The organism is Paenibacillus rigui, from assembly GCF_002234615.1.
Taxonomy (GTDB): domain Bacteria; phylum Bacillota; class Bacilli; order Paenibacillales; family NBRC-103111; genus Paenibacillus_S; species Paenibacillus_S rigui.
Genome location: NZ_NMQW01000014.1, coordinates 37,070 through 58,395, shown reverse-complemented (window position 1 = coordinate 58,395; position 21,326 = coordinate 37,070). Strand labels below are relative to the sequence as shown.

Genomic DNA, 21,326 nt, shown 5'->3' with positions numbered 1-21,326 from the left:
CAATAGACATTATTATAAGCTTCCGGCTGGCAAAGGGCAATGCCTGTGTCGAAATTGGAAGAATGAGCACGGCTGCAGGACTGCGAAGAGCATAATCAAGTCTGGAACCGGACAATAGGGAACGGGGAGGAAACGGCCTCATCAATAAAAAAGACCCCTGTGAACAGAATACAGAGGCCGCTGAAAAACGGGCGGAATGGACGGAATCGTTCACAACAGCGATCAGAAGAATGCTCCGTCCATGCAGCCGCAGCTTTTTCAGTGGCCTCTGGGATTCACAGGGTTCGTTTCATAGCATCCCAAGCCTCGCGAAGCTGACGACGGGATACGTGCGCCCGGCCTTCGCGGTACCGGATCGCTTCCAGCAATTGAATGATCCGCAGCACGGCTCCGCGCTGGGTGTCATCTGCGAAGGTCCGGGTCAGCGCGTATTCGCGCATCGTCTGGGACGGCTCGGCACGTCCCCATTTCTTTTGCAGCTTGCCCCACAGCTGGTCGGCCGAACGGACCACCGTATACGTTCTGAGCGCCCCCAGCGAGCTTCTCGGCTGCCCGGCCGAACGCTCCGTTGAGGCCATAGAGTCGGCGGTGCGGCGAATGATTCTCCACAAGTGGATAAGTACGCCTGCCAGAAGAGCAGCCGCTATCCACAGGGATAAAGGCAGCCAAGGCCTCATCCACACTAGCCATCGGTGGAAAACCTCGGGGCCGGCGCTGATCGAAGTGAATAAATCGGCGATTCCGGCGCGAAGCGTCGGGATAAGCAGCCACCCCTCCGCAAAGAGCTGCGCAAAGCCGAGCGGGGCCGTAGCCGGAGAAGCCGGTTGCAACGAAGCGGCCGTTTCCTTGCCAGCCTGCGTGCTTACACCCGTTTCACCCTTAGGGCCGCTTGCAGCCGAGCCATAACCCGGCGTCGCTTCGAACGGTACCCAGCCTAGCGAAGGCAGGTAAGCCTCGACCCAGGAATGCGCATCCCGATTCCGCACCTCCACGGTATAGATCGTCGATGTCGAATTGGACGCAGAGGGAGTGTCTGTCGCTGCTGTCTTGGGTGCGTCCGACACAGCCGTGGCAGCAGATGGAACGGATCCAGCAGATGCAGCAGACGTCACAGACGGATCCGATGGAGACGGAGAAGATTCTGATGCCGCCCATTCTGTGGCGATCACTTCTCCGGGGGCGAACCCTTTTACCCAACGAGCCGGAACGCCGACTGACCGAAGCATGACTACCATCGCGGAAGAGAAGTGGTCGCAATACCCGGCTTTTTGCTCGAACAGGAACTGATCGACCAAATCCTGACCGTTTCTTGGCGGCTGGCTGCCGTTCAAGCTGTAAGCGTAATTACTGCTTAAATATCTCTCTATCGCTGCAGCTTTATCGTAAGACGAGGTCTGATCTTTCGTTATTTGCTCCGCCAGCTCCTTCACGCGAGAAGGGAGGCTTGGGGGGAGCTGCAGGTAGGTTTCCAAGTTTGGCTCGGCCAGCACCTGCCCGGAGGACATTCCCTGCGGGCCGGCACTCCCCCCGCTCCAAGCAAACACCTGAACCTTGTAAGAGGCGACAGGATCAGCCATCGCCGGCAGCTGGTATTGGTCGGACATTGAGTTCCGCCAAATCCATGCCGCCGGGACCGGCTTCCCTTGCTCTGAGACAAGCGATTCGACGCGAGCCAGTTTGCCCCCAAGAAATAATTGACGATTCAAGTTTTTTTGCATCAGGGTCACCTCCTGTACGACAGGAGTCCAAGGGTCAAGGGCCGGGTTCGAGCTCTGCGGCATCACCTCCGCCGACAGATCGGTCCCTTGCGCCGGCTTCAGCTCCTCAAACGAGGTCAGCCTCGCTTCCGGCGTCGTCCACCCTTGTCCGGTGTAAAAGGTTTTGGCATCCCCGCGCCAGTACGTCAGCTTGGTTGTCCGGGCCGTGAAGGCGACCGTCTCGTCGGCAGTTAAAGGCGACCCGAGCCGGCTGTCATCCGTACCGTAACCGGTTTTGGCCGCTGCCGGGTAAGGCTGTTGTGTCCACAAGGAGAGCGGCCAGCGATCCTCCCAATGGGACACATAGGCCTCGGTCGGCACCGCAGCGCCTTGAACCGGATGCTGCCCGGCCCCCAGCCAGGCTCCTGCCAGAACGATAGCCGTCCAGACAAGGCTGACCGCAAAAGGAGACCACCCCTTGGTCTCTCGGGCACGAGGAGTATGAGTCCGCCCGGAGGTTCTCTGATAAGTCAATGAAGGCAAATGTTCGCCCTGCCATGCCGTTTCGTTGGCGGGTTGACCCGTTCCTTGAGCAGCCCTCGCTGCCGATGCCAATGCCGCTGCCGCTGTTGCATCGCCCGCTTCCCGCTTCCAACGGGCTCCCCGATCGACCTGCAGCAGCCCCTGCAGCAGCAGGCCCGCTCCGCTCGCCTGGAGCAGCCCGAATGACATATCGACATCAAATACCAGCTGCAATACGACCAAATACAATAAAGTCATGCCTACGAACCAAAGCAGCTGCTGCCGGTCCGCCACAAACATGTGTAAAACCCCGATGAAAAATGCCCAGCCCGTCAAAAACAGCAGCGTTCGCGTTGCCGGCTCCAGACTGTCCAGCCGCCCTTGCAGCGCAGCCCGGACATCCCCGATCAAGCCGTTGCCCCATTCAGCCCACCACCCCGGGGACGGAAGCCACTGTCCGCTGTGCAGCATCGAGGTCACGACAATCACCACGGCGAATTTCGCAGACCATTTGGCGGATCGGCCCCATGGCAGCAGATGGATGATCAAGAACAGTGCGAACGAAACCAGAAACGGGGTCAGCCGGTATATCTCCGTCCTGTCGGACAGCTGCTCCAGCGGGACAAGCCAGCAGCGGAGCAGCCCGAACAAAAGCAGCGCATAGCCCAGACGCAGCAAGAGCGGAGCCGGCGGTTCAGGCGCCGGCTGCGGTTGGATCGGCCGCTTGGCCATGGCCCTCACCCCCTTCGGCGGTGCGGCCGGCACGGGCCGCGCTTACCGCCGTAAAGCCGACACCGGCAGACCCTGCCTGCCGGCGCCATACCTGCACGGCATCGGGCGGCATGCCCTCGCCGTGAATGTAAACCAGGTGCACGGCGCGCGGACGCAGCCTGCACAGAAGCCGCAGCAGCTGCTCATCCGGCTGAGCGGTGACGACGACGATCCCGGCCCCTGCCTGCAGCGCCTCGCGCTGCACCAGGGCGGCTACGGGGTGTTCGCCGTCGCAAGACAGCTGCGCAAGCAGCTCCAGGAGCTGCGGAAGGCTCTCCCGTCCGCGCGCCTCCCGGACCTGCCCTTGCCGGTCGTTCGCGGCAAGGCGCACGCTTAAGCCCTGCTGCAGCGCGGGCAGGGCCAAGCCCCCCGCGGCCCGAAGGGCCGATTCGAACGCCGCTGCGTTCGAACGGCCGCCGGCCGCGTCGACACAGACGAGCAGCCGGTCCGGCTCGGGCTGCTCGGTTTCTTTCGCGCGCAGGGTGCCCGTGCGCGCGGTGGAGCGCCAGTGGATCCGGTTCATCGGATCCCCGGGCGTATAAGGCCGTGTCCCGTATGGAAACGGGGACGCGGCCTGCCGCTGCTGCGCCGCAGGCGTGGTGCGGCGCGGCACGCCATCGCCGGCGCCCGCAGCGGGCCGGGCCGCAGGCGTCAGCGGCTGCGGCAGCACCAGCAGCCGGTGCGCTCCCGCCGTCGCGCGGCGGCTGAACTGCAGCAGCCCGAAGGCATCGCTTACCTTCAAATGGACGTGATCCAGCACGTACAAACCGCGCGGCAGGGCCGGCACATGAAAAGTAAAGGCAGCTGTCCCGGACAGCGATGAACGAACGACCTCCCGGACGACAATCGGGCGATGGCCAGCCACGGTCGAGCTCCATCTCGCCTCAAGCATGAGCCAGCCGGAGGGAACCCAACCGCGGCCCAGCATCAGCTGGCCGTCCAGCTTCAGCGCCTCACCGCTCCAGGCGCGCGTCTGGTCTGAACGTAAGCGGATCCGGCCCGTACGGGCCATCCCCCACAGTCCAACCCCCATATAAATAAACAGAAGGCCCGCACCATAAAAGCAAAACCAGGCGGAACGTCCTCCATAGTTCATCGCCCAATACCAGGCAGTTCCCCAGCAGCACAGCAGCATGCCAAAATTCCATAGGTTGCGCATCACCGGCCGCCTCCTATTGTGCCGGCGCATAGCTGCGCGCCAGCACCGGAACCGCTCCGACAATTTCTTCCACGATCGCTTCCTTGCGCTTCTGCGCCATTTCCGCATCCGGCGTGAGTAGGAGACGGTGAGCCAGCACCGGAACCGCCAGCTGCTTCACATCATCCGGAATACAGTAGGTGCGGCCGGATATAAAAGCTCTGCCCTGCGCAGCCCGCAGCAGCGCGATGGATGCCCTCGGACTGGCTCCCAGCGTCACAGCGGGATGCTTGCGGGTGGCGTTCACCAAATGAACAATATAGCTTTTGACCGCTTCATCGACATGAGTCCGACTCGTTTCCTTTTGCAGGGCAGTCAGCTCCTCCTGCATCAGAACCGGTCGAAGCGAGGCCGTTGGATGCCGCTCCTCCAACCGGTTCAGCAGCTCAAGGCGGTTCAACAGCTCCAGCTCCTCCGCTGCGTCAGGATACCCCATGCTCAGCTTCATAAAGAATCGGTCCAGCTGAGCCTCCGGCAGCCGGAACGTCCCTTCAAAATCAAACGGATTTTGCGTCGCCAGTATAAAAAACGGCTCCGGCAGCGAATGAGACGTCCCATCCACCGTCATCCGACGCTCCTCCATCGCCTCCAGCAAAGCGGACTGCGTTCTCGGCGTCGCCCGGTTCAGCTCATCCGCCAAAATCAAATTGGCCATCAGCGGTCCGGGGCGGAACTCAAACTGCGCATTGTGCTGATGAAACACACTGCTTCCCGTCAAATCGGACGGCAGCAGGTCCGGTGTGCACTGAATCCGCTTGAAGCTGCAATCGACAGTGCCGGCCAGTGTACGAACGAGCATGGTTTTGCCTACCCCGGGCACATCCTCCAGCAGCACATGCCCCTTGCATAATAAAGCGATCAACAGCTTCTCTATGACATCACGTTTGCCAATGATGACTTTTTCCATCTGATAGATGACCTTATAAAGTACCTCATGCGGCGGATCAAATAGGGATGAATGCACCTGCATCTCGAAAATACCTCCTCATAGATTCCATTCTATGATTCTAGTATTTCCATTTCCGAGCCAATTTAGACGCTATCAGCGGATGCTCCCGTCCCAGCTAGCAAATAGAAATCCCGGCTGCATGTCGACCTGAACCTTGTACTGTCCGTTGTCCGATCCGAAGGATGCGATGTGTCCGCCGAAGGCTTCAGCCGTCCCGCGCAGCGGTACCCAGATCGTCCCCTCGCGCAGCTCCATTTCAGGCAAATGAACGGTACGGCTCATCCCCTCCTTGCGGATCCGCTGCTCGTGGCGCGAGAAGTCGTAGCTGATCTCCAGCAGGCCTTTGGTGACAACGGCCGTACGCTGCTGCTCCTTCCACTCGATTTGTGCGCCGAACGCTTGGGACCCTACCCGAAGGGGTACCTGAATATGACCTTTATGCAGCTTATACTGTCCCGGTTGCAATTCGTACGAGGCAGCGCCCACCGTAAGCTTCAGCGGTACCTGGGGCGGAGCCGTCTTGAGGCCCGCATCCTGTCCAGTACTCATCGCTACCGTGGAGCCGCTCGCCAGCGCTTCATTAACCACCGCTGCGGTGTGCGCGTCCGGAACGCCAGGCTGTCCCTCGGCTTCGGTAACGGCCACGCCGCTTGCTTGACCGGCTTCCATCGCCAGCATCTTGCCATGCTGCTCTGCCTCCGCGAGCAGCTGCTCGAACTTCGACGTTGACAGGCTGCGCGGTATCGTCAGCTTGCCTGCGCGAAAATGATTCGGCCGCACCTCCGGTGTGAGCGGAGCGAACGCATAGCCTTTTTCCTTAAAGAGGTGAATAATGTCCGGCAGCGCCTTGACGGTCTGCTCATGTCCGGTTCCGTCATGCATCAACAGGATCACCTGATCGCCGAACGGCCCCTTTTCAATCGTCTGCATGATCTCTGAGGCCGGCACACCGACCCTCTTGGAATCTCCGCTATCTATGTTCCAGTCATGGACTTCATAGCCTGCCTGATCCAAATAATAAAAGTAAAACGCGTCAAAATTGCCGAAGGTGCCGCCCGGCGCCCTTACGAGCCTTGTTCGGATCCCTGTCTCCTCCTTCAACACTTGCTCTGTGCGCTGGACCTGATCCCAGAACGTCTCCACATTGGAATACAGCTCTTTATATACGTGATTGTAGGTGTGATTGCCAATGGCATGACCTTCCTCCACCGCTTGGCGGACCAGCTCCGGATGCGCTTTCACTTGTTGTCCGAGTACAAAGAAGGTCGCTTTCACGTCCTCTTCCTTTAATATATCAAGCACCTGGGAGGTCAGCTTGCTCGGCCCGTCATCGAATGTCAAGTAGACCGTCGGCTGCGCCGGGTCTGCATACGTTTTCTCCTTCCAGACGCGCTGTCCCGCTTTCAGCTGGGCATACGGCCCATCTACGCTGCTGTCGATGCCATCCGCCTCACCGGAAGCCTCAATACGATTCCATGAAAAAGGCATAATGAGCAGTGAACTGAGGAGCAAGGCCATGACAAAACAGAAGGTACGTTGTACGATGACACCAGGACGACAGCTTTGCATGTAGGGATCCCTCCGCATAATCTACTTTTGAATATCAGCCCTCTAGCAGGAAGATGACTTACTAGACTATATGGGAGATTTCGGATTCCTATGCCCAAAATCTTCATACGACTTGGCCCTTTCCGCCACAACGCAAAAAAGACAGCCCCAGCCATGAGGAGGACGCTGAAAAAGCTACGAGCTGCATGGACGGGTCCTTCTTCCGATTCGCTGTTGTCCCCGGATTTTCTTAACTTAATTTCAACCCGCTTATAGCGGTCAAAATCCCGGGACAAAGGCGAACGCTTACGCTTCTTCAGAACGATTCCGTCCACTCCGCCCGTTTTTCAACGGCCTCAACCATGAGAGGACTGCCTTTGCTTGCCTAACGATATGATTTACTCTCCAATCAAGCCGGCGGTTTACTTGACTCCGGCATCGTAACGCTTGGCCGCTTCGAGCACCTCGGCCGCGTGATTTTTTACCTTCACCTTGGTCCAAGCCTGGATCAGCTTGCCTTCCTCATCGACAAGAAATGTCGAGCGGACAACACCCATGTACTCTTTGCCGTACATTTTTTTCAACTGCCAGATGCCGAATAGCTCGCATACCTGATGCTCCTCATCCGAAAGCAGCCGGAACGGAAGCTCGTATTTCTCGATAAATTTATCGTGCTTCTTCAGGCTGTCCGGGCTAATCCCGATCACCTCGGCATTCACTTCCTTGAACGCGCCGGTGTAATCACGGAAATCACATGCTTCCTGCGTACAGCTCGGGGTCATGTCGGCAGGGTAAAAATAAATGACCAGCTTTTTGCCGCGGAATTGCTGCAGCGATACTTCCTCTCCATGTTGAGAAGGAAGGGTGAAATCCGGCACAGCCTGTCCTGGCTCAAGCAGGGCTGTCGTCATGTCTCATCAGCTCCTCGTTGGACACATCTATACAGAACCCGCTTTGTACCAACCGGGTTTCCTTAACGTCTCATTATAGAGAACACAGCTCCGGCTTGTCCACTTCCTTGTTAAAGGAGGCCAAGGCACTGCTAAGCTTGGCAGCAGCCTTCTTATTCTCCGGCAGCGCCCGCTCGGATTTCACAGCCGCGGCCATATGGGCCAGCAGCCGTTCCGGCATATAATCATCCCTCTGATTGTTCCCTGTTGTGGCCAAAACCAGATTCCACTCCGGAACAACAAAGATACGCTGCCCTCCCGAGCCCGCCGCATAGAAGACCAGCGCCGGGATGTCGCTCGAGATGGGTTTAAGCCACCAATTGAAGCCGTAGCCCCCTTGCGTACCGTCCCGAAAGGCAGGCCTTTGCCTCAATTGGACGGATGCTTCCACCCACGAGCGGGGCACAAGCTCCTCCCCTTCCCAAAGACCTCCCTGCAGGTAAAGCAGGCCGAATTTGGCCATATCCCTGGCCGTCAAATACAGGGCCCACGAACCGATGGTGATCCCCTGCGGGTCCGCTCCCCATCCGAAGCTTCGGACCCCCAGCGGGCGGAGCAGCTTGTGCTCAGCGTACAGAGCGACGGGGATGCCGATCGCTTGCTGCAGCAGCCCTGACATCCAGTGCGCGTTTCCATTGCAGTAACGGAATACTGTGCCGGGCGCCTCCGCCATAGGGCGTTCCAGTACATAGCCCAACCAGTCGGGAGCATCGGCCATTTCAATGGAAGACTGCTCCCCCCGATTGTTCCACTCCAATCCCGAGCTCATAGATAATAACTGGGCAATCGTAATCTCCGATTTCCTTACGTCCTTCGCGGCCAACTCCGGGAAAAAATCCCCTGCTCTTTGATCGACTCCCTCAAGCAGCCCCATGTCGATCGCCATCCCGGCCACGGCCGAGGTGAAGCTTTTGGCAATCGAATAGACCGGATGAAGCTTTTCCTCATCCCATGCCTGGCTGTAGCCCTCCGCAACCAGACAGCCATTGCGAACCAGGACGAAGCTGTGTAAATTCCGGCTGCAGCAGGCTTCCACCGCTGCTGCTATCCCTGCGGAATCGATTCCTTGCTCCTCGGGCGATGCCGTCAACCAACGGGTGGTCGGCCATTGGCTCAATGGCTTGATCCGGTTCAATTGTTGTACGATTTTTTCGCCTGAATAGGCTGCTGTAACCGATGATAACACTCTCAATGGCTGCATTGTTATCGTCTCCCTCCTCATGACTCCTGCTTTCTCCGAATACGGCTGCAGCCACCCCCGACAGGAGGTGGCGCTTTGTTGAATGCCTTATTTCTTTGTCTGTTGTTCCGTCTGATGAATCCAGCTTTTCAAGGCCGGCTTTATTTGCTCCGTCAGCTTTGTGATCAGCTCATCCTCTGTTATCCCTTGCGCTGCTGCAATGTCCGCTACGGACTTGCCTTCCGCCAGCTGCTGCTTGACCTGCTCTTTATCCAGTTTAAGCAGCTCCGCCAGTTCAGCCGCCTTCGGTTTGAAGGTCAGCTGCAGGCTCTTGTTGTGCTGTCCCGCTTCCTTCGCCTTATACTGATAGCCTTCCTTATTCACAATTTTCGTTATTTTATCCGTAATTTGTTTATTCAGGCGGTCTGCCTCATCCTGCGTAATTTTGTTCGCCTGCAATGCCTCGTTCACTTGAGATGCTTCCAATTGGACCAGCTGGCTGACTAAGCCTTCCCCGCTCACGCCTTTAGAAGCCGCAACCTCGGCAATCGACTTCCCGCTTGTCAATGCATCGTTTAAGTCAATCCAATCCATACCCAAAATATTGGATGCATTCCCCTCCACTTGACTCCAGTCCAAATGGAATCGTTTGTTCAGAGGTATGGAGGTATCTGCCGGAGCCGGCGCAATCACCGTTGTGTCCTCGTCCTCATCCGCATAAGCCTGCGGGGTTGTCAAGCCTCCGAATCCTCCCAACAGCAAAGCCACCGCAACCGTCCCTGCCCACATCTTGCGCTGCATCGATCTCATAGGTCTCTCCACCTTATCCGTAGCGTATTTTTTACTTTCATCGGGAGTTCTGCTCCCTTGCAAGACTTAGTGTAAGAGTAAAATATGAAAAAAAAATGACACCCAGATGAGTGCCAGCTAAATATATGGTTAAAAATGGGTTAAACCCAGCTTAAAATAGAGGGCGTTCCGAGCTCCGTGTCGGCATCCTTATTGAATGCTAAGAAAGCCTCTCCTGAATTTGACCTACGGACAGAGCATGATACTGGGAAAGCACGCGGCATACATCCTGCAGCTGCTCCTCAGGGCAGCGAACGATTAACGTCAGCTCCGGTATTCTTCCTTTCATCTTGATTCCTGCTGCCTCTCGGACATTTTGGACCCACCGGGTCATCCCGAAGCCAATGACAAAACCGGCTAATGCCGTAAGGATACCCCATATAATGGGCCCCCAGACGAGAACAAAGCCGTAGCAAATGCCAATTACGGAAAGAGCGGTGGCAGCAGCCATCCCAACCTCGAAGGGCAAAGTAGTCCGGCCCGATGTCTGGACTGCGCGAGGAGCCGACCAACGAATCGGGTTGTCCATAGCGACCAGCATGATCCGCTGCCGGCCAATCCCCATGTGCTCCAGAACGGCCAACGCCTCCTCTATCTCTAATGAATGCTCGAAGGTGCTTAAAATTAGCATGCTACCCCTCCGTATCCGAAAAAAGATCCAGTTGAAACTGGGGATACCGCTCACCGAAAAATTGCCTTTGCTCCAGACGGAACAGCCGGTTATGATCCAAGGTTGTCATATAGGCATCATACATGGCGCCCCCAATAACGGAAGGCATGAATAACAGCCACTGTAGATTCAGAATTTGCGTGGCTTCCGTTATTTTCCCATGAAATAGATACAAAAGCGCTTGGTGCGAATGCGATAGCGTCATGTAGATCATCCACCAGAATACGCCGTAAAACCCGAGCGTCAACCGATGGTTGTACAGCTGGCCGAGCCCCGGCAAAATACAGGAGGAAATCATGGCCGCCCACGGCCGTCGCAATGAAATCGTTGAAATGCACAGCGGCCGGATGGCATAAGGTGTGATCCGGGCATTTTCAAGAACAGCCATATGATGCAATTTGTTGGCCTCGGTCGCCCCCAAGTAGCTGTCCCATATCGCAAAAAGGTAGACGAACATATAAGCGAACAGCCATCTCGGATCCAGTACTTCCTTTGCCAGCTCGAATCTTCCGCTGAAGGAATACACCGTTGCCTCGTTGATATGCGTTAAGCGGTTAATAAGCACTTCCCATAGCGACAGAAAGAAACCGCGAAAATGTTGATGCAGCAAAAAGTGGCCAAAGCCCGGGAAAGCTGCTGACCACCACACGACAATGAGCGGATGCTGCCAGCGCAAATAGGTAAGGCCGTCTTGACTGAGCAGTACCATCTGTCTTCTGGGAGGAGACGGAGATGCTGCCTGGTTCAGGTTGTTCAACACACATAACCCCTTACAGGTGTTACATTTTTTTCTAGTAGTATGCGGTGGATTCGGGTATTGTATTCATTCCGCTTCCATGGCTTGTCGTATGTTCCAGGCTTCGAATGGTTAAAGTAACGGTGATCGAACAAGAAGGAGGGAATTGCAATGGAAGACTTGCAGCAATTTGTGGAGAAAATTCATGACAAGCAGGCGAAGGATGAGAAAAACCGACGGCACCAGGGAAAAGGCACGCCGGGGGACAAGCTGCCGAATAAACAGCACAGCACCAATAAGTAACCGATTGAACTTCAACCTGCAGCTTTACTTTAACTTTTCTTCCTTATCGCATTGTGCAAAAATCAAAGCCCTGATCTTGGCGATCAGGGCTTTGGGTCGTGCGATTTAACTTGCGTCGTTACAATACGGTTTATGCAGCAGCACCTTACGATCCCGCTCCGCGGTACCGCTTGATGCCGAAATTCCAAACCAGCAGCGCTATCGTCAAAAATCCGATCCCGACCAGCGGGGTCAATAAAGCAAACCGCCCCCAATGCTCCCGATCCAGGAAATAAGCCGCCGGGTAAAACCCGACAAAGCCGAATGGCAGTACCCAGGTCAGTAGGAAGCCGAGCAGCTTGTTATAAATCGTCATAGGGTACCGGCCGTAGTTTTGCAAATTCCACAGCAGCGGCAAAATCCCTGTCGGCGAATCCGAGAAAAAGGCCAGCGACGTAAAGAAAATATAAACGCCTCCGTAAATCATGATCGAGCCTACTACCAGCAGTACAAAGATCAAAGGGTCATACCATGTCAGGCTCAAACCGAGATGCGTCCAGGAATAGACCATAATCAGAAACCCGGTCAGTGCGCTGAACAGCGAGGACGGGTCCATATTTTCCAGCATCAGCTGAATGAGGTTATAAGCGGGACGGGTCAAAATCCGATCCAGCTCCCCTTTTACAATATATCGCTCACTAAAGCCCCATAGGTTGAAAAAAGTAATAAAAATGCCGTAAGGCACCATAAAATAGCCGTAAATGAACAAAACCTGCTGCTCATTCCATTCGCCGATCCGCTGCGTGTGCTGGAACACCACCAGAATGAAGAACAAATTCAGTCCGTTAAACAACAGATCGGACAAAACCTCAATCCAGAAGTCCGAACGGTAGGCGAGACGCGTTTTCATGTAATTTTTCAAGTAGTCGGATACCAGGCTTAAATAAAACATCGTCATCAACCTCCCTGCACGAACAGCCGCGTTCTGGCGCTGCGCCAGAGCACGAACAACGGTAGGATCAAGATCAAGAACCAGAGCACCTGCACACCCAGCACCTGGTAAGCTGCCGTTCCCGTTGTCTTGCCCGTGAAAACAGCGCCTGGCAAATACGTTATGGCTTGGAACGGAAGCAGCTTCAGCAGACCCTCCGCCCAGCCCGGAAAGAACGACATCGGTACAACAAGCCCGGAGAACAAATCTACGGCCACCCGCTTCATCCGCATCATGCCCTCGTTGTTTTCGAGGAAGAAGGCGAACAGCCCGGTGATGATATTGATCTGGGAGTTAATGAGAAAGCTGAAGAACAGCATCAGCAGGAATAATCCCCATACGCCGGGATCCGTCGGAAGCTTCACCGGAAACAATAGCGATACGATCACCATCCCTGGCGTGGAAAACAGCAGCAGACGGAATATACCTTCACCGAAGCCCTGCATCATTTTGACAATAATATAGTTATACGGACGGATGAACTGAATCGCTACACTGCCGTCCTTGATTTCGTTGGCAATTTCCCGGTCGAGGTTGTTAAAGTAGAACGCTCTAGCCATCCAGGATACAGCTACATACGTCGTCATTTGCCCGACCGTCATGCCGCCAAGCACTTCATTCGTTCCGTAGATCGCCTTCCACAAAAAATAATAAGCGCCGATATTGAGCGCATAAATGAGGATCCCGCTGTAATAATTGACCCGGTAGGCAAGCATCATCAGAAAGCGAATCCGGATCATATCGACATAGGCACTAAGCATGAACTTTCACTTCCTCCTGCTCCGCCTTCTCGTTCAGAGCATGCATCGCTTTGGCTTCGGCCGATCCCGACTTATAAATCTCACGCACGATGTCATCCGTATTCGTTTCGACGATCTTGATATCTTCAATGCCCATGACCCCGACGACACGGCTCAACACCTCGGACACATTTACCTTCTGCTGAGGTATCCAGACCCGGGCTGTCAATTCATTGTCTACCGACCAAGCAACCTCAAGACCCTCCGTCAGCTTCTGCAGACGGTCTAAGGAAACGGCTTCGGCAAATTGCAGGATCACTTCCTTGCCTTTGCCCCACTTCGCCTTTAATTCCTCCAAGCCTCCGTCATAAATGATCCGGCCGTCGTCGAGCATAATAACACGGGAGCACAGCGCCTCGATATCCTGCAGGTCATGCGTCGTCAGCAGGATGGTCGTCTCGTACCTTTGGTTCATCTGCTTCAAAAATTCCCGGATTTCCGTTTTCACCACAATATCAAGTCCGATCGTCGGCTCGTCCAGAAACACAATCTGCGGATTGTGCAGCAAGGACGCCGCCAGCTCACAGCGCATACGCTGCCCGAGACTCAGCTTCCGTACAGGCCGGCTGAGCAGCTCCGACAATTGAAGCCGTTCCACCAGTTCATCCAGCCGCTGCTTGAAGTCTGCTTCAGACACCCGGTATACCTTCTTCAACAGCTGGAACGATTCGATAACGCCGATATCCCACCACAGCTGGCTGCGCTGGCCGAATACGACGCCGATGCCTTTCACGAATTTCTCGCGGTCCTGGAAAGGGATGTAGCCGTTGACGCGAATCTCTCCCGCCGTGGGCACGAGAATGCCTGTGAGCATTTTGATCGTTGTCGATTTCCCTGCTCCATTCTCGCCGATGTAGCCGCAGATCTCCCCCTTCGGGATCTGAAAGCTGATGTCCTTGACCGCTCTGACTTGAGTGTATTCCCGGTTAAACAAATCGCGGACAGCCCCTTTGAGGCCGCTGCGGCTCTTTTGTACCTTGAACTCCTTACGCAGGTTGTTCACTTCTATAGCTTGCATGGTCTCCTCCTGAGCGTGCTTGTATATTTTTCGATACGGGGCTATCTGGTTGTTTTCCACAAAAGGAGGACTTTACGCCCCGTCACCTCCTTGCGGAACGTGTCGCAATCTGACGTAACTTGCTATAAAGTTTGGAAACAAATTATAATAAAAGGACGCCTTTCCTCTAATATCCGGGTATGACCCTGCAACTTTTCCAAACCCTATACACGTTATGATACACGAACCTTTTCTAAAGGAAAAGGAGCCGACGACCAAAGAGAGGATGAGACCCGATGGTTAGAAAAATCAAATGGACCTTGCTCACGTTGCTGCTTCTGCTCTTGGTGGGTGTCGGATATTATACATATGCGTTCTTACATTTCGCGAATAATATTCAAAGCAAGCCCGAAGGGAAAATTTTCGGTACGGTAACCTCCAAGGGCACAAGCAAGCCGGCCGAGTCCTATACTCCGCCCAAATGGGAGGGGAAGCAGCGGGTCAATGTCCTTCTGCTCGGCGGCGATTCGCGCGGCTTGAAGAAGAATGAAATTCCCAGGTCCGACACCTTGATGGTCGCTTCCATTGATCCGGTTACGAAAAAAGCATATTTATTTTCCATCCTGAGGGATACGTATGTCAAAATCCCGGGCCAAGGCGAGGACCGTATCAATGCGGCGCTGGCGACGGGCGGCCCGAATCTGGCCATGAGAACGGTCAGCGATCTGTTGGGTATCCCGATTCAATATTATGTGTATACGGACTTTAAAGGATTTATCGCACTGGTGGATGCCATCGGCGGGATCGACATCGATGTGGAGAAAAACATGAAATACACCGATGCGGAAGACGGGCACGAATATGACATTGATTTAAAAAAAGGCATGCAGCATCTGGATGGGAAAACCGCCCTGCAGTATGTCCGCTTCCGGCATGACGCCATGAGCGATTTTGCCCGTACAGAGCGGCAGCGAAAGTTTATGACGGCGGTAGCCCAGAAGATGCAAAGCACCTCCTCGCTCATCCGGCTGCCCAAAATATTAAACAGCGTTGATCCTTTTATTGAAACGAATCTGTCCACGACCGATATGCTGAAATTAGGCTCCCTAGGCTATGAAGCGAAGACGGAAGGCATGGTCAGCCAGCAAATCCCTCCCTCGGACCTGTTGATTGAAAAACGGGTTGGCGGAGCCGAAGTGATCAGCGTAAACAAAGACAAGCTGCAAGCCTATTTGAAGCTGCTGTTCGAAGGGAAGGACCCCGCCACAGCACAAAAGGAAGCCTCTGCGCCGACGACCAAGGGAAGCATAAAAACAACAAGCGGCACATCGGACAGCAAAAGGTAATCCCTCATCCCCTATGAACGGGCAAGCTCAGGCAAACCAAAGAGCAATGGGCTCAAAGGAGAGGTTCGACATGATTCCAATTTATACGGTTGATGCTTTTACGTCTCAAGCTTATTCCGGCAACCCGGCGGCAGTATGCATTCTGCAATCATTTCCTGAAGAGGATACTTGGCTTCAAAGCATTGCCGCGGAGATGAATTTGTCGGAGACGGCCTTCCTCTGCGCCACGGAGAAGCGGGGAAGCTATAAGCTGCGTTGGTTTACGAAGCAGGCGGAAGTCGAGCTGTGCGGCCATGCCACGCTGGCGAGCGCTCACGTATTATGGGAAACAGGAGCCGCCTATGGCCTAGACAAGCTTCATTTTCATACCCTGAGCGGTGTATTGACGGCCCGCCGACTCCAGGATAGCATTGAGCTGAACTTTCCGGCCGAGCCGCCCGAGCCGAGCTCTGCTCCCGAGCTGCTGAAGCAGGCGCTTGGCGTTGAGCCAGTTGCTGTTTCCCGCAATCGGTTCGATTATATTGTAGAAGTGGCATCGGAGCAGCAGGTCCGCGAGCTGAAGCCCGATTTTCAGCTGCTTAAGGAGCTTCCTGCACGAGGAGTCCTGGTGACCAGCCGCTCGGACGACCCGGCCTACGATATTACGGCACGGTGCTTCTTCTCTCCCATTGGCATTGACGAGGACCCGGTGACAGGCTCCGCCTACTGTGCTCTGGCTCCGTACTGGCGGACGAAGCTTGGAAAAAGCGGCATGACGGCCATTCAGCTATCGGCTCGAACCGGTGTGGTCAAGCTTCAGACCGTTGAAGACCGAGTACGGATCGAAGGCAAAGCCGTTATTGTCATCAAAGGCCTGCTGATGCACTAATAACCCGTAGGCTACGATGAGAAAACCTCTATCGAAGCCTTGCTAGGATAAGCGACCGCGTTCAGCGGAATGAAGAAATAGAAGGAGCTTGTTTTCCCCTATGACGAATTTGAATTTGAATCCTAACCAACAACCTTTATCCAGACCCCGGTCTGCTGCATTATACGAAGAAGCACTGAAGCATATCGTCGGAGGCGTCAACAGCCCCTCCCGCTCCTTCAAGGCTGTCGGGGGCGGCGCCCCTGTATTTATGCAGCGAGGCCAAGGCGCTTATTTCTGGGATGCCGACAATAACCGGTACATCGATTATTTGGCCGCTTACGGACCTATCATTTTGGGGCATGCCCATCCGCACGTGACGGCCGCTATCGTCCGCGCAGCGGAGAACGGCACGCTGTACGGAACGCCGACCGAGCTCGAAATCGAATTCGCGCGTATGATCAAGGAAGCGATTCCTTCCCTGGACAAAGTGCGCTTCGTCAACTCCGGCACCGAAGCGGTTATGACGACCATTCGCGTCGCCCGTGCTTATACGGGCCGCAACAAAATAATCAAGTTCGCCGGCTGCTACCACGGCCACTCTGACCTGGTACTCGTCGCCGCAGGCTCAGGACCTTCCACGCTGGGCATCCCTGACAGCGCCGGCATCCCGATGAGCATCGCGAACGAGGTCATCACGGTGCCCTTCAACAATGCCGAGGCGCTCGAAGCCGCGCTCGCTCACTGGGGCGACGACATCGCCGCGGTGATGGTCGAGCCTATCGTCGGCAACTTCGGCATGGTGATGCCGAAGCCGGGCTTCCTCGAGGCGCTGTGCTCCCTCGCGCGGGCAAACGGCTCCCTCGTCATCTACGACGAGGTGATTACCGCGTTCCGCTTTCATTACGGCGCGGCGCAAACGTTTGACGGCCTGGAGGCGCCGAGCCTCGCGGCCATCGAGCCGGACCTGACGGCCCTGGGCAAAATCATCGGCGGCGGGCTGCCGATCGGGGCCTATGGGGGCCGCAAGGAGATCATGGAGCAGGTAGCGCCCCTGGGTCCCGCGTATCAAGCGGGAACGATGGCGGGCAACCCTGCCTCCATTTCTGCAGGCATTGCATGCCTGCAGGCACTGCGGGAGCCGGGCGTCTACGACCGGCTCGACCGTTTGGCCGCCCGGCTCGAAGCGGGCCTGGCCCAAGGCGCGCGCGAGCACGGCATCGCGCTGACGATTAACCGCATCCGCGGGTCGCTGTCCACGCATTTCTGCGACCATCCGGTCACAGACTACGATCAGGCGCAGGATACCGACGGCGAGCAATTCGCCCGCTTCTTCCGCCTGATGCTCGAGCAGGGCATCTGCCTCGCCCCCTCCAAATATGAAGCGTGGTTTATGACGACCGCTCATACCGATGAGGATATTGAGGTGACGATTCAAGCAGCGGAACGGGCTTTTGCCGTCATGGCTTCCGAATCGACGACCCGATAAACGGCTTCCATGCCCTTCTATTTCGAGAATGAACTATAGGGAGAACCGCTTCTTTACGCTGCGGTTCTTTTTGTCGTCTGAAGCTCATTCGCCAGAAAGAATAGGAAATCCAGTTGTTCTTTTGTACAAGCCTTACTTTTTTGATGATTTACCTTACTATCTTTTATTCCTGAAATAGGCATCAGCCTATAAAATATGACATGTAAGCACTTACAAAAAAAGAGTCGATCAAGGGGGTAATCATTGATGAACAAAAGAGTCGCTTCATTGACGTTCATTTCGCTTGCGCTTGCCTTAAGCGGGTGCTCGACAGCTGCACCGAAAGATACCAAACAAGCCTCTACAGGGAGCACGAATAAGAAAATCGAGCTGCGCATGACCTGGTGGGGCTCGCAAACCCGTCACGATCTGACAACCAAGGCTTTAAAGCTGTTTGAAGAAAAACACCCTGAGATTACAATCAAGCCTGAGTTTTCAGGCTGGGACGGTTATTTCGACAAGCTCTCCACCCAGGTGGCCGGAGCGAACGCCCCGGATATCATTCAGATGGATTATGCCTTTCTTGCCGACTATGCCAAGCGTGGCGCCCTGCTCGATCTGGGACCTTACGTGCAAAGCAAAGATCTAAATACCGATAAGCACGATCCGAGCATGATCAAAGCAGGCTCCATCGACGGCAAGCTGTATGCCATTACGATGGGTGTGAATGCTGCCGGAGTCATTTACAATGCTTCCGTGTTTAAAGAGCTTGGCATCGAGGAGCCAAAGGACAATTGGACGTGGAAGGATTTCAGCGCAGTCGCGGGCAAAATTGCTCAAGCCAAAGGCAAGGGCTACTTCGGGTCGCCGGACATTTCAGGAACAACCAATATTTTCGAAATCTATACCCGGCAGAACGGTCACGGCTTATTCACCGACGGCAAGCTGGGAGCTTCCAAGGAAGACCTGGCTTCATGGTTCGGCATGTGGGAGGGTCTGCGTAAAAGCGGCAGCGTTACGACACCGGAGGTTACCGCAGCCATGACGAATGCTCTGGAGACGCGCCCGATCTCGCTGGGCACCGCGGCGATGGATTTTGCCTGGTCCAATCAGCTGTCCACGTTCCAAAAAGTAATTAAAAATCAAAACGATAAGCTGAAGATCCAAGTGATTCCTCATCTGGAGAACGAGAAAAAAGGCGGCCAATATTTGAAGCCGAGCCAGTTCGTCTCCGGGTATTCCAAAACAGCGCATCCGAAGGAAGTCGCCATGCTGATCGATTTCCTGGTTAACGATCCGGAGGCGACCAAAATTCTTGGCTCCGAGCGCGGCGTACCCGTCAATTCCCAAGTCCGGGAGCAGCTCAAGCCGACATTGACGGAGATGGACCAATTAATATTCGACTTCATCAATACGGCCGCTAAGCAAGCAAGCGACATCGACCCTCCTTATCCGCAGGGCTTTGCCGAAATCGATAAAAACTTCAAAACGTCTAGCGAGCAAATTTCGTTCGGACAAGGGGCGGTTGATTCGATTGTAGGCCAATTTATTACCGGCTCCAATGCTATTCTAAGTAAAACAAACAAATAAATAATAAAAAAATACTCTGACGGTGGCCGTAAAGCTCTTTTACGGCTGCCCCTCATTTGCTGAATTTCTGAGAAGGCGGTGACTTCTGTGAACGGACAATCTACTGTATTGCTTGCCGAATCGGCTCCATCCCAAAACCGGGTAAAGGTCAAAAAAAGGTATCATCAAAACAAAGTCGCCTTGCTGTTCCTGACTCCCTGGCTCGTCGGGCTTGTGTTCCTCACGCTGGGGCCTATGCTCGCCTCCCTGTACTTTTCCTTTACGGACTATAGCATTCTGTCGCCTCCCGCTTGGGTCGGGACCTCCAACTATGTAACGATGTTCACCGGCGATGCGCTCTTCACGAAATCATTAAAGGTTACGTTTCTTTATGTTTTCGTCTCTGTCCCTCTCAAGCTCGCATTCGCCTTGGCCGTAGCGCTTTTGTTGAATAAAGGCATTCGCGGCTTGGGTATTTACCGCACCATTTATTACATCCCCTCCCTGTTGGGGGGCAGTGTAGCGATTGCCATGCTGTGGCGCAAAATGCTCGGCGGCGACGGCTTGCTGAATCAGCTGCTTCTTTATGTGGGCATTCATGCACCGGATTGGGTGGCCAATCCGAAGTATTCCTTATATTCCATTGTTTTGTTATCCGTCTGGCAGTTCGGCTCCTCGATGATCATTTTCTTGTCAGGTTTAAAACAAATCCCTTCCGAGTACTACGAGGCTTCTTCCGTGGACGGCGCGGGAAAAATCAATCAGTTCTTCAACATTACGATTCCGATTTTATCCCCGGTTATTTTCTTTAATCTGGTCATGCAAATTATTACGTCATTTCAATCATTCACACAAGCGTTCGTCATCAGTAACGGAAGCGGCGGCCCGGTGAACTCGACCTTGATGTATTCGCTGTACTTGTACAAAAAAGGCTTTGCCTTTTTCCAGATGGGCTACGCTTCCGCAATGGCCTGGGTGCTCGTGATTCTGATCGGATGCTTCACGCTGCTTGTTTTCCGGTCCAGCAGGACATGGGTTCACTACGAGGATGGGGGGAAATAACCGATGAATGTAACTGCAGGAAAAATGGTGTTCTTGAAGCATATGTTAATTCTTGTGATTGCCTTCGTCATGCTGTATCCCGTGCTCTGGATGCTCGGCAGCTCGTTCAAGCCGGCCAACATGATCTTCTCGGAAATCTGGATTTGGCCCAAGCAATGGAATTGGCAAAATTACGTATCCGGGTGGAACGGTACCCAGGGCAATTCCTTCTCCCATTTCCTTGGGAACTCCCTGATCGTTTCCTTGGGGGCTGTCGCAGGCAATGTCATTTCCTGCTCTATGGCCGCTTACGCCTTTGCCCGTCTCCATTTCCGCTTCAAAGCCATCGGCTTCGGGCTGATGCTGATGACCATTATGCTCCCGCATCACGTTACGCTCATTCCGCAATATATTTTGTTCAACAAGCTGGAATGGGTCAACACCTTCCTGCCGCTCATTATACCGAAGTGGCTCGGTACGGATGCATTTTTTATCTTTTTAACGGTGCAATTCATTCGCGGGCTGCCCAAGGAGCTGGATGAAGCGGCGACGATTGACGGCTGCGGACCTGTCCAAATTTATTGGCGAATCGTGATGCCTCTCGCGCTTCCCGCACTGATCACGACGACCATCTTCACCTTTCTGTGGACGTGGGACGACTTTTTCAGTCAATTAATTTATTTAAGCGATGTCACCATGTTTACTGTACCGCTGGGTTTACGGTTATTTCTCGACTCCAGCTCGCAGTCCGATTGGGGCCCTATGTTCGCCATGTCCGTCCTGTCGCTTGTGCCCTGCTTCATCCTGTTTATCGTGTGTCAAAAGTACTTTGTGGAAGGCATTGCAACGTCTGGTATTAAAGGATAAGATCGAAGGTAAACGGACCTTGACAGCCGGGACTGGATGTTGATCACT

The 21,326-nt window shown here is 54.7% G+C and carries 19 protein-coding genes; 7 read left to right on the top strand and 12 right to left on the bottom strand.

All coding sequences use genetic code 11. The features are described 5' to 3' along the window. Positions 1-275 precede the first annotated feature (275 nt). From CF651_RS10005 to CF651_RS09965, 9 genes are all read right to left on the bottom strand, one after another. A complete protein-coding gene (locus CF651_RS10005; protein ID WP_144029038.1) occupies positions 276-2,951 on the bottom strand; it encodes a DUF4129 domain-containing transglutaminase family protein in 2,676 nt (891 codons plus the stop codon). After that, positions 2,914-4,149: a DUF58 domain-containing protein gene (locus CF651_RS10000; protein WP_179232751.1), complete on the bottom strand. Its 1,236-nt coding sequence runs from the start codon at positions 4,147-4,149 to the stop codon at positions 2,914-2,916. The genes CF651_RS10005 and CF651_RS10000 overlap by 38 nt, the downstream gene beginning before the upstream one ends. Before the next feature lie 13 nt (positions 4,150-4,162). Further along, positions 4,163-5,158, bottom strand: a complete 996-nt coding sequence (locus CF651_RS09995) for an AAA family ATPase (RefSeq protein WP_094014710.1) — start codon at positions 5,156-5,158, stop codon at positions 4,163-4,165. A gap of 72 nt (positions 5,159-5,230) precedes the next feature. After that, the gene (locus tag CF651_RS32225; protein WP_179232750.1) at positions 5,231-6,706 is read right to left on the bottom strand and encodes a polysaccharide deacetylase family protein; all 1,476 of its coding nucleotides are present in this window, start codon (positions 6,704-6,706) and stop codon (positions 5,231-5,233) included. A gap of 401 nt (positions 6,707-7,107) precedes the next feature. Then, positions 7,108-7,596 (bottom strand): thioredoxin-dependent thiol peroxidase, encoded by a 489-nt coding sequence (bcp, locus tag CF651_RS09985; RefSeq protein WP_094014709.1) that lies wholly within the window; start codon positions 7,594-7,596, stop codon positions 7,108-7,110. A gap of 73 nt (positions 7,597-7,669) precedes the next feature. After that, a complete protein-coding gene (locus CF651_RS09980) occupies positions 7,670-8,836 on the bottom strand; it encodes a serine hydrolase domain-containing protein (protein ID WP_179232749.1) in 1,167 nt (388 codons plus the stop codon). Positions 8,837-8,923: 87 nt separating this feature from the next. Next, entirely contained in the window at positions 8,924-9,625 is a 702-nt protein-coding gene (locus CF651_RS09975; protein WP_094014707.1) for a hypothetical protein, read from the bottom strand. A gap of 199 nt (positions 9,626-9,824) precedes the next feature. Further along, the gene (locus CF651_RS09970; RefSeq protein WP_094014706.1) at positions 9,825-10,295 is read right to left on the bottom strand and encodes a hypothetical protein; all 471 of its coding nucleotides are present in this window, start codon (positions 10,293-10,295) and stop codon (positions 9,825-9,827) included. A 1-nt stretch (position 10,296) separates the two neighbouring features. Then, complete coding sequence (locus tag CF651_RS09965; protein WP_245855822.1) at positions 10,297-11,091, bottom strand: hypothetical protein; 795 nt, start codon at positions 11,089-11,091, stop codon at positions 10,297-10,299. A gap of 150 nt (positions 11,092-11,241) precedes the next feature. Between CF651_RS09965 and CF651_RS09960 the strand changes: the two genes are divergently transcribed. Continuing rightward, complete coding sequence (locus tag CF651_RS09960) at positions 11,242-11,373, top strand: DUF4023 domain-containing protein (RefSeq protein WP_094014705.1); 132 nt, start codon at positions 11,242-11,244, stop codon at positions 11,371-11,373. Between the two features lie 145 nt (positions 11,374-11,518). Here the strand turns inward: CF651_RS09960 and CF651_RS09955 are convergent, their stop codons facing one another. The 3 genes from CF651_RS09955 to CF651_RS09945 are packed head-to-tail and all read right to left on the bottom strand — an operon-like array spanning position 11,519 to position 14,161. Next, on the bottom strand, positions 11,519-12,304 hold the full coding sequence (locus tag CF651_RS09955) for an ABC transporter permease (RefSeq protein WP_094014704.1): 786 nt from the start codon (positions 12,302-12,304) through the stop codon (positions 11,519-11,521). A gap of 5 nt (positions 12,305-12,309) precedes the next feature. After that, entirely contained in the window at positions 12,310-13,104 is a 795-nt protein-coding gene (locus CF651_RS09950) for an ABC transporter permease (protein WP_094014703.1), read from the bottom strand. Then, positions 13,097-14,161, bottom strand: coding sequence for an ABC transporter ATP-binding protein (locus tag CF651_RS09945; RefSeq protein ID WP_094014702.1), 1,065 nt, complete (start codon positions 14,159-14,161; stop codon positions 13,097-13,099). Before CF651_RS09945 ends, CF651_RS09950 begins: the two co-directional genes overlap by 8 nt. 275 nt (positions 14,162-14,436) lie before the next feature. Here CF651_RS09945 and CF651_RS09940 point away from each other — a divergent pair, with 275 nt between their 5' ends. The 6 genes from CF651_RS09940 (at position 14,437) to CF651_RS09915 (ending at position 21,278) form a co-directional block, all read left to right on the top strand. Beyond that, positions 14,437-15,486 carry an LCP family protein gene (locus CF651_RS09940; protein WP_094014701.1) on the top strand — a complete coding sequence of 350 codons (1,050 nt, stop codon included), beginning with the start codon at positions 14,437-14,439 and terminating at the stop codon, positions 15,484-15,486. 70 nt (positions 15,487-15,556) lie between these two features. Then, complete coding sequence (locus CF651_RS09935; protein WP_094014700.1) at positions 15,557-16,354, top strand: PhzF family phenazine biosynthesis protein; 798 nt, start codon at positions 15,557-15,559, stop codon at positions 16,352-16,354. A gap of 100 nt (positions 16,355-16,454) precedes the next feature. Then, a complete protein-coding gene (locus CF651_RS09930) occupies positions 16,455-17,822 on the top strand; it encodes a glutamate-1-semialdehyde 2,1-aminomutase (RefSeq protein WP_094014699.1) in 1,368 nt (455 codons plus the stop codon). Positions 17,823-18,068: 246 nt separating this feature from the next. After that, complete coding sequence (locus CF651_RS09925) at positions 18,069-19,391, top strand: ABC transporter substrate-binding protein (protein ID WP_094014698.1); 1,323 nt, start codon at positions 18,069-18,071, stop codon at positions 19,389-19,391. 180 nt (positions 19,392-19,571) lie between these two features. After that, a complete protein-coding gene (locus CF651_RS09920) occupies positions 19,572-20,432 on the top strand; it encodes a carbohydrate ABC transporter permease (RefSeq protein WP_425436241.1) in 861 nt (286 codons plus the stop codon). A gap of 3 nt (positions 20,433-20,435) precedes the next feature. Beyond that, positions 20,436-21,278 carry a carbohydrate ABC transporter permease gene (locus tag CF651_RS09915; RefSeq protein WP_094014697.1) on the top strand — a complete coding sequence of 281 codons (843 nt, stop codon included), beginning with the start codon at positions 20,436-20,438 and terminating at the stop codon, positions 21,276-21,278. The last annotated feature ends 48 nt before the right edge of the window (positions 21,279-21,326 follow it).

Excerpts from the sequence above, each read along its gene's own strand:
- CF651_RS09925 (WP_094014698.1), top strand. The coding sequence starts at position 18,069 with ATGAACAAAAGAGTCGCTTCATTGACGTTCATTTCGCTTGCGCTTGCC.
- CF651_RS09930 (WP_094014699.1), top strand. The coding sequence starts at position 16,455 with ATGACGAATTTGAATTTGAATCCTAACCAACAACCTTTATCCAGACCC.
- CF651_RS09945 (WP_094014702.1), bottom strand. The coding sequence starts at position 14,161 with ATGCAAGCTATAGAAGTGAACAACCTGCGTAAGGAGTTCAAGGTACAA.
- CF651_RS10005 (WP_144029038.1), bottom strand. The coding sequence starts at position 2,951 with ATGGCCAAGCGGCCGATCCAACCGCAGCCGGCGCCTGAACCGCCGGCT.
- CF651_RS10000 (WP_179232751.1), bottom strand. The coding sequence starts at position 4,149 with ATGCGCAACCTATGGAATTTTGGCATGCTGCTGTGCTGCTGGGGAACT.
- bcp (WP_094014709.1), bottom strand. The coding sequence starts at position 7,596 with ATGACGACAGCCCTGCTTGAGCCAGGACAGGCTGTGCCGGATTTCACC.
- CF651_RS32225 (WP_179232750.1), bottom strand. The coding sequence starts at position 6,706 with ATGCAAAGCTGTCGTCCTGGTGTCATCGTACAACGTACCTTCTGTTTT.
- CF651_RS09975 (WP_094014707.1), bottom strand. The coding sequence starts at position 9,625 with ATGAGATCGATGCAGCGCAAGATGTGGGCAGGGACGGTTGCGGTGGCT.
- CF651_RS09935 (WP_094014700.1), top strand. The coding sequence starts at position 15,557 with ATGATTCCAATTTATACGGTTGATGCTTTTACGTCTCAAGCTTATTCC.
- CF651_RS09955 (WP_094014704.1), bottom strand. The coding sequence starts at position 12,304 with ATGTTTTATTTAAGCCTGGTATCCGACTACTTGAAAAATTACATGAAA.
- CF651_RS09970 (WP_094014706.1), bottom strand. The coding sequence starts at position 10,295 with ATGCTAATTTTAAGCACCTTCGAGCATTCATTAGAGATAGAGGAGGCG.
- CF651_RS09950 (WP_094014703.1), bottom strand. The coding sequence starts at position 13,104 with ATGCTTAGTGCCTATGTCGATATGATCCGGATTCGCTTTCTGATGATG.
- CF651_RS09960 (WP_094014705.1), top strand. The coding sequence starts at position 11,242 with ATGGAAGACTTGCAGCAATTTGTGGAGAAAATTCATGACAAGCAGGCG.
- CF651_RS09915 (WP_094014697.1), top strand. The coding sequence starts at position 20,436 with ATGAATGTAACTGCAGGAAAAATGGTGTTCTTGAAGCATATGTTAATT.
- CF651_RS09995 (WP_094014710.1), bottom strand. The coding sequence starts at position 5,158 with ATGCAGGTGCATTCATCCCTATTTGATCCGCCGCATGAGGTACTTTAT.
- CF651_RS09940 (WP_094014701.1), top strand. The coding sequence starts at position 14,437 with ATGGTTAGAAAAATCAAATGGACCTTGCTCACGTTGCTGCTTCTGCTC.
- CF651_RS09980 (WP_179232749.1), bottom strand. The coding sequence starts at position 8,836 with ATGCAGCCATTGAGAGTGTTATCATCGGTTACAGCAGCCTATTCAGGC.